Source organism: Achromobacter maghribensis (assembly GCF_057334215.1).
Genome location: NZ_JBHFII010000047.1, coordinates 198796 through 211400, shown reverse-complemented (window position 1 = coordinate 211400; position 12605 = coordinate 198796). Strand labels below are relative to the sequence as shown.

The window sequence follows — 12605 nt, the reverse complement described above, 5'->3', positions numbered from 1 at the left end:
CGACATGGCATGGTCCCGCGATGAAATGGCGGCGCGCGCCGCGCGCGAACTGCAAGACGGTTTTTATGTGAACCTGGGCATCGGCTTGCCGACCCTGGTGGCCAACCACGTGCCCAAGGGCGTGGAAGTGTGGCTGCAATCCGAAAATGGCCTGTTGGGTATCGGCCCGTTCCCCACCGATGACGAAGTCGACGCCGACCTGATCAATGCCGGCAAGCAGACGGTGACGACGTTGCCGGGCTCGTCGATCTTCTCGTCCGCTGACTCGTTCGCGATGATCCGCGGCGGCAAGATCAACCTGGCCATCCTGGGCGCGATGCAGGTGTCCGAAAAGGGCGACCTGGCCAACTGGATGATCCCGGGCAAGATGGTCAAGGGCATGGGCGGCGCGATGGACCTGGTGGCCGGCGTTGGCCGCGTCGTGGTCCTGATGGAACACGTGGCCAAGAAGAAAGACGGCACGGAAGACATCAAGCTGCTGCCCGAATGCAACCTGCCGCTGACTGGCGTGGGCGTGGTCGACCTGATCATCACCGACCTGGGCGTGATGGAAGTCACCGAAAACGGCTTGAAGCTGCTGGAAACGGCGCCAGGCGTGACGGTGGACGAAATCCAGTCCAAGACGCTGGCCAAGCTGGACGTGTCGGCGGTCAAATAAACCGGCTGCCGTCCCGCTTACGAAAACGCCCCGCAAGGGGCGTTTTTTTGGGCGGAGGAAAGGGCGGCCCGGGGGGCGCTATGCCGCTTCGTCCAAGCGCATGCCCACGTGCGGGATGCCGTCTTCGATGTATTCCTCGGTGACCTGAACAAAGCCGTGTCCGCCGTAGTAGTTGCGCAGGCGAGCCTGCGCGCCCAGGTACATGGCGCGGCCAGGCCAGCGCTGGCGCACTTCCTGCATGGCGTGGCGGATCAATTCGTGGCCCAGGCCCTGGCCGCGCGTCCAGGGCGCGGTGATCACGCGCCCGATCTCGATCTGGCCATCCTTAAGCGACGGGTCCAGGATGCGGCAGTAGGCGGCAAGCTGGCCGTCCTGCCATGCCATCAGGTGCGTCGTCTGGCCGCTCAGGTCCTTGCCATCCATGTCCTGGAAGATGCACTGCTGTTCGATGACGAAGACTTCCGAGCGCAAGCGCAGGATCGCGTAGATCTCCGGCACGGTCAGGTCCTGGTGGGGTTTGCAGATCCAATCGGGCATTGCGTCAATCCAAGGCAATAGGTCAAAAGCGGGGTGAAAAACAGGCGCGGATAGCGTACCTCAAACCGGCCCCGTTTCTTTTGATGCGCTGTTACATAAATTCACGGGTATACCCTTACTATGAAAATGAATTTTCTTATCTAAAATTTGTGTGTAAACAGATTTACACAATCTCCCGCTAAGACCCTCCCCCGAATCGATGAACAAGGCCGCACTTACGATCGCTGATCGGATCGCCCGGGCCCAGCCCTCGCTGAGCCGGACGCAGCACAAGATGGCCGAATACGTGTTGGCGCACCAGTTCCGCGCCGCCACGATGACCATCGACGAGTTCGCGGCGGCAGTGGGGGTGTCGGTTGCCACGGCGAATCGCTTCGCGCGCGCCCTGGACCTGCCCGGCTACCCGCAATTCCGCGCCGAACTGGCGCGTGGGTTTGAAGCCGCGCTGGAACCGGTGGAAAAGCTGCGCACCGAACTGGCGCATTCCGCCAGCGCCGTGCAGATCTTCGCCGCCACGCTGGAAGAAGACATTCGCAACGCGCAGCGCAACCTGCAATCGCTGGACTCGGCCGCCTGTGAACAGGCGGTGGAAGCCATTCTGGCCGCCGACCGCGTGTTCATCATCGGTTTCGGCGCCAGCGGCTTCCTGGCTGGGCTGCTGCAACGCGGCCTGTGCATGCACCTGCATTCGGTCGAATCGCTGGCGGGCCCCGGCGGCGTGTCGCACGCGGCGCGCCAGATGTCGCGCATGACCGCCAAGGACCTGGTGATCGCCATCGGCTTTCCGCGCTATCTGGCCGACACCGTGACGCTGGCTGCCGCCGCCAAGCAGGCCGGCGTGCCGGTGCTGGTGCTGACCGACAAACCCACGTCTCCGCTGGCACCGACGGCGTCCGTCGTGCTTTACGCGTTTTCCGCGCGCCAGCTGATTCCCAATTCTGAAACCGCCGCGCTGGGCCTGATCGAAGCGCTTTCCGCCGCGGTGGCCTATCGGGCCAAAAATTCCGTCGCGGCCGCCGCTGGGGTGACCCAGTCCGTGATGCCGTGGCTTATCCATGGAGTAGGTAAACGATGATTCAACCCGTGATCGCCATTCACGGTGGCGCCGGCGCGATGTCCCGCGCGGCCATGTCGCCCGAGAAAGAACAGGAATACCTGGCCGCCCTGGAGTCCATCCTGACCGCCGGCCAAGCCGTGCTGGCCCGCGGCGGCAGCGCCCTGGACGCCGTCACCGAAGCCGTCCGCCTGCTGGAAGACTGTCCGCTGTTCAACGCCGGCCACGGCGCGGTGTTCACCAGCGCCGGCACCCATGAGCTGGACGCCGCCATCATGGACGGCGCCACGCTGCGTTCGGGTGCGATCGCCAATGTGAATTGCGTGCGCAATCCGATCTTCGCCGCGCGCCGCGTCATGGAAACCAGCAAGCACGTCTTTTTCGTGGGCGAGGGCGCCGAAACCTTCGCTCGCGATGCCGGCCTGGAAATCGTCGACCCGTCGTATTTCTCGACCGAGGCCCGCCGCGAGCAGTTGCTGCGCGTGCAGCGCGAAACGCCTGACGCCGCCGTGCTGGACCACGACGGCCAGGCCATGGTCGCGCGCGGCCAGCCCGCACCCGCCGATCCGCTGGATGCCGACAAGAAGTTCGGCACGGTGGGCGCGGTGGCTGTCGACGCGCAAGGCAACGTGGCCGCGGCCACGTCTACCGGCGGCATCACCAACAAGCAGGTCGGCCGCGTGGGCGACGCGCCCTTGATCGGCGCCGGCACCTATGCCAGCAACAAGACCTGCGCGGTCTCCACGACCGGCACCGGCGAGATGTTCATCCGCATGGTCTCGGCCTATGACGTGGCGGCGCAAATGGAATATTGCGGTGCGTCGCTGGAAGCAGCGGCGGATCGCGTCGTGATGGAAAAACTGCCCACCATCGGCGGCAAGGGCGGCCTGGTGGCCGTTGACGCCCAGGGCAATGTGGCTTTGCCGTTCAACACGGAAGGCATGTATCGGGGTTACGCCCGCGTAGGCGAAAAGCCGGTCACCGCGATCTATCGATAAGCGTGACGGGTTCTGTTTTGATTTTGGGGATTAATAAAGATGGTTGATCGCGCAAACAGCCTGGCGCTGCCGGAAAACCGCGTGGTCCAGGTCGACGACCTGACGGTGCGCTTCGTAGGATCGGAGCGCACGGTCGAAGCCGTGCGCAACCTGTCGTTCCATGTGGACCGGGGTGAAACCCTGGCCATCGTGGGCGAATCGGGTTCGGGCAAGTCGGTGACGTCCCTGGCGCTCATGCGTCTGGTGGAACATGGCGGCGGCCGCATCGCCCAGGGCAACATGGCCCTGCGCCGGCGCAACGGCTCGGTGATCGACCTGGCCAATTCCAGCCAGCGCGTCATGCGCAATGTGCGCGGCGCGGACATGGCCATGATCTTCCAGGAGCCGATGACCTCCTTGAACCCGGTGTTCACGGCCGGCGACCAGATCGCCGAATCGATCCGTCAGCACCAGGGCAAGGACGCCGCGGCCGCACGCGCCGAGGCCCTGCGCATGCTGGAGCAGGTGCGCATCCCGGAAGCCAAGTCGGTGCTGGACCGCTACCCGCATCAGTTGTCGGGCGGCATGCGCCAGCGCGTGATGATCGCGATGGCGCTGGCCTGCAAGCCGGCGCTGCTGATCGCCGACGAACCCACCACCGCGCTGGATGTCACGATCCAGGCGCAGATCCTGCAACTGATCCGTCAACTGCAGGACGAGATGCACATGGGCGTGGTGTTCATCACCCACGACATGGGCGTGGTGGCGGAAGTGGCCGATCGCGTGCTGGTCATGTATCGCGGCGACAAGGTCGAAGAAGGCCCGTCGGATCAGGTGTTCGCGGCGCCCAAGCACACCTACACCAAGGCGCTGCTGTCGGCGGTGCCGAAGCTGGGCGCCATGGAAGGCACCGACCTGCCCGCGCGCTTCCCGCTGCTGCAGGTGGAAGGCCAGGCACAACCCGTGGCCGAGCCCGCCGTCGCCAGCACGCAGGTCGTGCCCGGCGAGAAGCGCGAGCCCATCCTGAGCGTGCGCAACCTGGTAACCCGCTTTGACCTGCGTGGTGGCATCCTCAGCCGCGTGCAGCGCCGCGTGCACGCCGTGGAACAGGTCAGCTTCGACCTGTTCCCGGGCGAGACGCTGTCGCTGGTGGGCGAATCGGGTTGCGGCAAGTCCACCACGGGCCGGTCGCTGCTGCGCCTGGTGGAAAGCCAGGGCGGCGAGATCAAGTTTGGCGGCCGCGACATCGTCCGGCTGAAGAACAACGAGCTGCAATCCTTGCGCCGCGACATCCAGTTCGTGTTCCAGGATCCGTTCGCATCGCTGGATCCGCGCGTCACCGTCGGCTTTTCCATCATGGAACCGCTGCTGGTGCACGGCGTGGCGAAGGGGCGGGACGCGGAGCGCCGCGTGGCCGATCTGCTGGAACGCGTGGGCCTGCCGCCGGAAATGGCGCAGCGCTATCCGCATGAATTCTCGGGCGGCCAGCGCCAGCGCATCTGCATCGCGCGCGCGCTTGCCCTGAACCCGAAGGTTGTGATCGCGGACGAGTCCGTGTCGGCGCTGGACGTGTCGATCCAGGCGCAGATCGTGAACCTGCTGATCGACCTGCAGCGCGACATGGGTATTTCGTTCCTGTTCATTTCGCACGACATGGCCGTGGTGGAACGCGTCAGCCATCGCGTTGCCGTGATGTACCTGGGCCAGATCGTCGAGATCGGCCCGCGCCGCGCCATCTTTGAAAATCCGCAGCACCCGTACACCAAGAAGCTGATGTCGGCCGTGCCGATCGCCGATCCGGCGCGCCGCCATCTGAAGCGCACCTTGTTGTCCGATGAAATTCCCAGCCCCATCCGCAAGCTCGGCGACGAGCCCGTGGTGCAGCCGCTGGTGCAGGTTGGAACCGATCACTTCGTTGCCCGCCATGCGGTCGGCGGCGCGTATTGATTCCGTTGTCGTATCTATTTTTCTTCCACCAAACCCCCTAATTCCGTTTTGGAACCAGGAGTTGCAATGATGAAAGTTCTGCGCCCCACCAAGCTGATGGCCGCCGCCGCGGTGGCCTTCGGTGTGCTCACTTCGCCGTTGGCGTTTGCCGCCAAGGACGTGACGTTTGCCGTCTCCATCGCACTGGAAACGCTTGACCCGTACAACACCAACAGCACCCTGAACCAGGCGGCCGGCAAGGCCTACTACGAAGGCCTGTTCGAATTCGACAAGGACCTGAAGGTCCAGAAGGTCCTGGCGACCGACTACACCGTCAGCGAAGACGGCCTGGTCTACACGTTCAAGCTGCGTCCCGGCGTGAAGTTCCACGACGGCACCGACTTCAACGCTGAAGCGGTCAAGATCAACTTCGATCGTCCGGCCAACCCGGAAAACCGCCTGTCGCGCTACATCCAGTTCAGCGTCATCGACAAGACCGAAGTGGTTGACCCGATGACCATCAAGATCACGCTGAAGAAGCCGTTCTCGGCCTTCATCAACGCGCTGGCCCACCCGGCCGCCATGATGATCTCGCCCGCCGCCCTGGCCAAGTACGGCAAGGAAATCGGCTTCCACCCGGTGGGCACCGGCCCGTTCGAATTCGTCGAATGGAAGCCGGCTGAATACCTGAAGGTCAAGAAGTTCGACGGCTACTGGAAGAAGGGCTACCCGAAGGTCGACACGCTGACCTTCCGTACCGTGACCGACAACAACACCCGCGCCGCCGTGGTGCAGACGGGTGAAGCGCAGTTCGCCTTCCCGGTGCCGTTCGAACAAGCCGCCGTGCTGAAGAAGAACGACAAGCTGGACGTGGTCGATCACCAGAACTCGATCATGGCCCGCTACCTGTCGATGAACACGCAGCAAAAGCCGTTCGACAACCCCAAGGTGCGCGAAGCCATCAACTACGCCATCAACAAGGAAGCGCTGGCCAAGGTCGCCTTCTCGGGTTACGCCACCATCGTGGACGGCGTCGTGCCCAAGGGCGTGGACTTTGCCCACAAGACTGGCCCGTGGCCGTACGACATCAAGAAGGCCAAGGCCCTGCTGGCCGAAGCCGGCTACCCCAACGGCTTTGAAAGCCAGCTGTGGTCCGCCTATAACGACGGCACCTCGGTGAAGGTGGTTCAGTTCCTGCAACAGCAGCTGGCGCAAGTCGGCATCAAGGTGCAGGTTGAAGTGCTGGAATCGGGTCAGCGCGTGCAGCGCGTTCAACAGGTGCAGAAGCCTGAAGACGCCAAGGTTCGCATGTACTACGCCGGCTGGTCGTCCTCGACCGGTGAAGCCGACTGGGGTCTGCGTCCGTTGCTGAGCACCGCCGCGTTCCCGCCGGTGCTGAACAACGTGTCGTACTACTCGAACAAGTCGGTCGACGAGGGCATCCAGCTGGCGCTGGCCACCACCGATCGCGCCAAGAAGACGGAAATCTACAAGAACGTTCAGGAAACCATCTGGAAGGACGCCCCGTGGGCCTTCCTGGTGACCCAGAACAATCTGTACGTGAAGTCGAAGAATCTGTCGGGCGTGTACGTGGAGCCGGACACCTCGTTCTGGTTCGGCGACATCGAACTGAAGCAGTAAACCTAGCAGTCACTCTCGGGGCCTTCGGGCCCTTGTAAGGCCACATACGGCGGGGACGCGGTGTCCCCGCCGATGTTGCAGGAATTTCAATGCTGACCTACATCGTCAAACGTCTTTTGGGCATGATCCCCACGCTGCTGCTGGTAGCCGTGGTCGTGTTCCTGTTTGTGCACATGCTTCCGGGCGACCCGGCGCGACTGGCCGCGGGCCAGGAGGCCGACCAGCAAACGGTCGAGCTGGTGCGTAAGGAACTTGGGCTGGATCTGCCCCTGCCGCAGCAGTTCGTGCGCTATTTCAGCCATATGCTGCAAGGCGACCTGGGTACCTCGCTGCGTACCAAGCGCCCCGTCTCGACCGAGATTTCCGACCGCTTCATGCCCACCTTGTGGCTGACGATGGCCAGCATGGTGTGGTCAGTGACCTTCGGCATGATCATCGGGATCGTGTCCGCCGTCTGGCGCAACCGCTGGCCCGACCGCCTTGGCATGACGCTGGCGGTGTCGGGCATCTCGTTCCCCGCGTTCGCGCTGGGCATGATGCTGATGCAGGTGTTCTCCGTGAATCTGGGCTGGCTGCCGACCGTCGGCGCCTCCAGCTGGAAGCACTACATCCTTCCGTCAATTACGCTAGGCGCCGCGGTGGCTGCCGTGATGGCGCGCTTCACCCGCGCGTCTTTCGTGGAAGTCATCCAGGAAGACTTCGTGCGGACCGCCCGCGCCAAGGGCCTGACCGAACGCCGCGTCGTGATCAAACACGCGCTGCGCAACGCGCTGATTCCCGTCGTGACCATGATGGGCTTGCAGTTCGGCTTTCTGCTGGGGGGCTCGATCGTCGTCGAGACCGTGTTCAACTGGCCCGGCCTTGGCCGTCTGCTGGTCGACGCCGTGACCCAGCGCGACTATCCGGTGATCCAGGGCCTGGTGCTGCTGTTCTCGCTGGAATTCATCCTGATCAACCTGATTGTCGACGTGCTCTATGGCGTCATCAATCCCAGCATCCGTTACAAGTGAGGCGGCCATGAGCAATACGACACCCGCCACGACCATCGCCGCCGCTTCCAAGAACGACGTGCGCACGCCCGCCACCGAGTTCTGGCGCAAATTCAAGAAGCAGAAGCTGGGCGTGGGCGCCGGCATCTTCGTCCTGCTGCTTGTCGTGATCGCGGTCTTCGCGCCGTGGATCGTGCCGTTCGACGCCGAGAACTTCTTCGACTACGACGCGCTTAACGCCGGCCCGTCCCTGACCCACTGGCTGGGCGTGGATTCGCTAGGCCGCGACATCTTCAGCCGCATCGTCATGGGCGCGCGGATCTCGCTGGCCGCGGGCTTCCTGTCCGTGGCCATGGGTGCCATCGTCGGCACCTTCATGGGCTTGATGGCCGGCTATTACGAAGGCTGGTGGGAACGCATCACGATGCGGATCTCGGATGTGCTGCTGGCGTTTCCCGGCATGCTGCTGGCCATTGGCGTGGTCGCCATCCTGGGTTCCAGCATGGTCAACGTGATCGTGGCCGTGGCCGTGTTCAGCGTGCCGGCGTTTGCCCGCCTGGTGCGCGGCAACACGCTGTCGATCAAGCAGATGACGTATGTCGAAGCCGTCAAGAGCGTGGGCGCGTCCGACTGGACGATCATCATGCGCCACATCCTGCCCGGCACGATCTCGCCGATCGTGGTGTACGGCACGATGCGCATCGGCACGTCGATCATCACCGCCGCCAGCCTGTCGTTCCTGGGCATGGGCGCATCGCCTCCGACGCCGGAGTGGGGCGCCATGCTGAACGAGGCACGCGCCGACATGGTCATCGCCCCGCACGTGGCCATCTTCCCGGCCCTGGCGATCTTCCTGACGGTGCTGGCGTTCAACCTGCTGGGCGACGGCCTGCGCGACGCGCTCGATCCGAAGATCGACCGCAAGTAACGCGTCGCTTTTTCTCGCCGCCGCCCTCGTTCCACGCGCCTATCGAATCGGTTGCGCGTGAGCCGAACGAAGGGCGGCGGCGTTTTGCATTTAGGACCTTGGCGAAAACCATGGACAAACAAGCGCTGGATCTTCCCCGCATCGGCGTGCTGCCGTCGGGACCGTTGGATTCGATTTGCGACGTGGGTGACGTCACCGTCGGGCACTGCACGCTGGCCGACGGCGCGCAACAGACCGGCGTCACCGTCGTGCGCCCACATGCCGGCGACCCTTTTCTGGACAAGGTTCCTGCCGCTGCGACCGTGTTGAACGGCTTCGGCAAAAGCACCGGCCTGGTCCAGGTGCAAGAGCTTGGCGTGCTGGAAACGCCCATCGCGCTGACCAACACCTTTGGCGTGGGCACCGTCGCCAACGCACAGATCCGCCAGGCCATCGCGGCCAACCCCGAGATCGGGCGGGGCATGGCCACCGTGAACCCGCTGGTGTTCGAATGCAATGACGGCTATTTGAACGACATCCAGGCGCTGGCGGTAGAGGAAGCGCATTACGCCGACGCGTTCGCCAGCGCGGCCAAGCCGTTCGCACAGGGCGCGGTGGGCGCCGGGCGCGGCATGTCGTGTTTTTCATTCAAGGGCGGCATCGGGTCGGCGTCCCGCGTGGCATCCATCCAGCCCGGCGTGCGTTATACCGTCGGCGCGCTGGTGCTGGCCAACTTCGGCCGCTTGCCCAATCTGACCGTGGCCGGCCGCCCGTTTGGCCGCCGGCTGGCGGACCAGTTGGACCGGGGCCTGGCGCAGCAGGGCGAGAACGCGGTGATCGTGCCGGAGAAGGGCTCCATCATCCTGTTGCTGGCAACTGATGCGCCGCTGGATTCGCGCCAGTTGCGGCGCCTGTCGCTGCGGGCCGGGGCGGGCCTGGCGCGCACCGGCTCGGTGTTCGGCCACGGCAGCGGCGACATCGTGCTGGCCTTTTCCACCGCCTACACTGTTCCGCAACTGGCCGAGCAGCCGATGCCTTCGATTGCGATGCTGCATGAAACGCGCATCGATCCCTTGTTCGAAGCGGCCGCCGAGGCCTGCGAACAAGCCATCATTTCCGCGCTCTGGCACGCCGACGGCGTGACGGGGCGCGATGGCCATCACCGTGCCGCGATCCGCGACGCGGTGCCGCAGTGGCGTCAATGGCTGTCCGACACCGCATTCTGAATTCCTTGAAGGCTGATCCCATGAAGATCCTGATTTCCACCGATATCGAAGGCGTCGCCGGCGTCTTCCATGCAGAACAAGTCCGCGCCGGCAACGGCGAATACGAGCGCGCCCGCGCCTGGATGACTGCCGAGGCCAACGCGGCCGTGCAAGGCGCGATTGCGGGCGGGGCCGAAGAAATCCTGGTCAATGATTCGCACGGCGGCTTTCGCAACCTGTTGCCCGACGGCCTGGACGAGCGCGCTCGCCTGGTGCTGGGCAAGCCGCGCTACCTGGGCATGATGGGCGGGCTGGAAGAGGGCTGCGACGCCGTTTTCATGGTCGGCTACCACTCGCGCTCGCAAGGGCGCGGCATCCTGGCCCACACGATCAACAGCTTTGCCTTCGCGCGCGTGCTGATCAACGGCATGGAGCTGGGCGAAGCGGGCCTGTATGGCGCGCTGGCCGGTGAAATGGGCGTGCCCGTCATCCTGGGGACGGGCGACGACGTATTTATCTCGGAAACCCGCGACACCTTCCCGGGCGCCGAATGGGTGCAGACCAAGGTCGCCCACGGCCAGGGCAGCGGCATTACGCTGTCGCCGGCCGCGTCGCGCCGCGCGATCGCCGCCGCGGCCGAAACCGCCGTGCGCAACCTCAAGAAGCAGGCCCCGGTTCCTTTCCGCATTGCCGCCCCTATAGAATGCCGGTTGCAGACGCAGAGCGCGGCGCTGGCCGACCTGTTCTGCATGTGGCCCACGCTGGAACGCGTGGACGGCGTCACCTTGCGATTCACCACGGATAGCATGCAGGCCGCTGTCCGCACGTTGAACAGCCTGGCCGCCATGTCTTTCATGTTGCGCTAAGGATCCCATCCCCCATGTCTAGCACCGACGCCCGTATTGCCCAATTGCGGCAGGCCATGAGCCGCCGCGGCCTGTCCGCCTATATCGTTCCGTCCTCGGACCCGCACCTGTCCGAATATCTGCCGGCGCGCTGGCAAGGACGGCGCTGGCTGTCGGGCTTCACGGGGTCGGTGGGAACCCTTGTCGTCACGGCAGATTTCGCCGGCCTGTGGGTGGATAGCCGCTACTGGGTGCAGGCCGAGGCGCAACTGGCTGGCACGGGCGTGCAACTGATGAAGATCGCGCTGGCGTCCACGCCGGGCCACGTCGACTGGCTGGCCGCCAACATGCGGGCGGGCGACGTCATCGGCGTGGACGGCCAGGTGCTGGGTCTGGGCGCCTTCCGCGCCTTGTCGGTGGCCGCGGCCAGCGCCAGCGCCACGCTTGAGATCCGGGCGGACCTGCTGGACGAGGTCTGGACCGACCGCGCCGGCCTGCCGGACGCAAAGATCTATGAGCACGTTGCCCCCGAGGCCTGCGTGACCCGCGCCGACAAGCTGGCGCAGGTGCGCGATGCCATGCGCACGCACGGCGCCGATGTGCATTTCATCTGTACGGTGGACGATATTGCGTGGTTGCTGAACCTGCGCGGCGCCGACGTGGACTACAACCCGGTGTTCGTCGGCCACGCGCTGATCGGCCTGGACCACGCCACGCTCTTCGTGGCCGACGGCAAAGTCGACGAGGCGCTGCGGGCCACGCTGGCCGCCGATGGCGTCGAGGTGGCGGGTTACGCCCAGGCCGCCGATGCCCTGGCCTCGCTTGAACTGGACCAGAAGCTGCTGATCGATCCGGCGCGCGTGACCTGCGGCGTGTTTCACGCCATGGATCCGGCCGTGCCGCGCATCGAAGCCATCAACCCGTCCACGTTGCTGAAGTCCCGCAAGACCGATGCCGAGCTGGCGCATGTGCGCCAGGCGATGGCGCAGGACGGTGCGGCGCTTTGCGAATTCTTCTCGTGGTTCGAAGGCGCGCTGGGCAAGGAAACCATCACAGAACTGACGATCGACGAGCAGATCACCGCCGCCCGCGCGCGCCGGCCCGCCTATGTCTGCCCCAGCTTCGCCACCATCGCGGGTTTCAACGCCAACGGCGCCATGCCGCACTACCGCGCCACGCCGGAATCGCACGCGACGATCGAAGGCGATGGCCTGCTGCTGATCGATTCGGGCGGCCAGTATCTGGGCGGCACCACCGACATCACCCGCGTGGTCGCGGTGGGCACGCCCAGCGCGGACCAGAAAGTGGATTTCACGCTAGTGCTCAAGGGCATGATCGCGCTGTCGCGCGCATCGTTCCCACGCGGCACGCCGTCGCCCATGCTGGACGCCATTGCCCGCGCGCCCATCTGGGAAGGCGGTGCGGAATACGGTCACGGCACCGGCCACGGCGTGGGGTACTTCCTGAACGTGCACGAAGGCCCGCAGGTGATTTCGTACCGCGCCATGCCGGGCCCGCACACGGCGATGGAACCGGGCATGATCACGTCAAACGAACCGGGCATCTATCGTCCGGGCCGTTGGGGCGTGCGCATTGAAAACCTGGTGGCCAACCGCAGCTGGCTGACGTCCGAACTGGGTGAATTCCTGTGTTTCGAGACGCTGACCCTGTGCCCCATCGACACCCGCTGCATTGAACCGTCGCTGATGCGCGCCGACGAGACCGCCTGGCTGAATGACTATCACAAGACGGTATTCGAGCGTCTGTCGCCGCTGGTCGAAGGCGAGGCGCAAGCCTGGCTTGAGCGCCGCACCGCAGCGATCTGATCCACCGCGCAGGCGCATGAAAAAAGGCCGCGGGCGTCAT

Annotated in this window: 11 protein-coding genes; 10 read left to right on the top strand and 1 reads right to left on the bottom strand. The window is 64.9% G+C overall.

Features of this window, described 5'->3' with window-relative positions:
- The first annotated feature begins 4 nt into the window (after positions 1–4).
- The gene (locus ACE039_RS20920) at positions 5–658 is read left to right on the top strand and encodes a CoA transferase subunit B (protein ID WP_169271940.1); all 654 of its coding nucleotides are present in this window, start codon (positions 5–7) and stop codon (positions 656–658) included.
- Positions 659–736: 78 nt separating this feature from the next.
- Here ACE039_RS20920 and ACE039_RS20915 read toward each other — a convergent pair whose 3' ends face one another.
- Positions 737–1195 carry a GNAT family N-acetyltransferase gene (locus ACE039_RS20915; protein WP_105555065.1) on the bottom strand — a complete coding sequence of 153 codons (459 nt, stop codon included), beginning with the start codon at positions 1193–1195 and terminating at the stop codon, positions 737–739.
- Positions 1196–1394: 199 nt separating this feature from the next.
- Here ACE039_RS20915 and ACE039_RS20910 point away from each other — a divergent pair, with 199 nt between their 5' ends.
- The 9 genes from ACE039_RS20910 to ACE039_RS20870 all read left to right on the top strand — a co-directional run bounded on the left by ACE039_RS20910 (position 1395) and on the right by ACE039_RS20870 (position 12565).
- Entirely contained in the window at positions 1395–2270 is an 876-nt protein-coding gene (locus ACE039_RS20910; RefSeq protein ID WP_105555064.1) for a MurR/RpiR family transcriptional regulator, read from the top strand.
- Positions 2267–3247 (top strand): isoaspartyl peptidase/L-asparaginase family protein, encoded by a 981-nt coding sequence (locus tag ACE039_RS20905; RefSeq protein ID WP_105555063.1) that lies wholly within the window; start codon positions 2267–2269, stop codon positions 3245–3247. The genes ACE039_RS20910 and ACE039_RS20905 overlap by 4 nt, the downstream gene beginning before the upstream one ends.
- 39 nt (positions 3248–3286) lie before the next feature.
- Positions 3287–5173, top strand: a complete 1887-nt coding sequence (locus ACE039_RS20900; protein ID WP_448708551.1) for a dipeptide ABC transporter ATP-binding protein — start codon at positions 3287–3289, stop codon at positions 5171–5173.
- A gap of 66 nt (positions 5174–5239) precedes the next feature.
- Positions 5240–6793, top strand: coding sequence for a glutathione ABC transporter substrate-binding protein GsiB (gene gsiB / locus ACE039_RS20895; RefSeq protein WP_448708552.1), 1554 nt, complete (start codon positions 5240–5242; stop codon positions 6791–6793).
- A gap of 89 nt (positions 6794–6882) precedes the next feature.
- Complete coding sequence (gsiC, locus tag ACE039_RS20890; RefSeq protein ID WP_105555061.1) at positions 6883–7803, top strand: glutathione ABC transporter permease GsiC; 921 nt, start codon at positions 6883–6885, stop codon at positions 7801–7803.
- A 7-nt stretch (positions 7804–7810) separates the two neighbouring features.
- Positions 7811–8710 carry a glutathione ABC transporter permease GsiD gene (gene gsiD / locus ACE039_RS20885; protein ID WP_105555060.1) on the top strand — a complete coding sequence of 300 codons (900 nt, stop codon included), beginning with the start codon at positions 7811–7813 and terminating at the stop codon, positions 8708–8710.
- Between the two features lie 110 nt (positions 8711–8820).
- Positions 8821–9915 carry a DmpA family aminopeptidase gene (locus tag ACE039_RS20880; RefSeq protein ID WP_485823244.1) on the top strand — a complete coding sequence of 365 codons (1095 nt, stop codon included), beginning with the start codon at positions 8821–8823 and terminating at the stop codon, positions 9913–9915.
- A gap of 20 nt (positions 9916–9935) precedes the next feature.
- Positions 9936–10760 (top strand): M55 family metallopeptidase, encoded by an 825-nt coding sequence (locus ACE039_RS20875; RefSeq protein WP_485811712.1) that lies wholly within the window; start codon positions 9936–9938, stop codon positions 10758–10760.
- A gap of 14 nt (positions 10761–10774) precedes the next feature.
- Positions 10775–12565, top strand: coding sequence for an aminopeptidase P family protein (locus ACE039_RS20870; RefSeq protein WP_485823243.1), 1791 nt, complete (start codon positions 10775–10777; stop codon positions 12563–12565).
- The last annotated feature ends 40 nt before the right edge of the window (positions 12566–12605 follow it).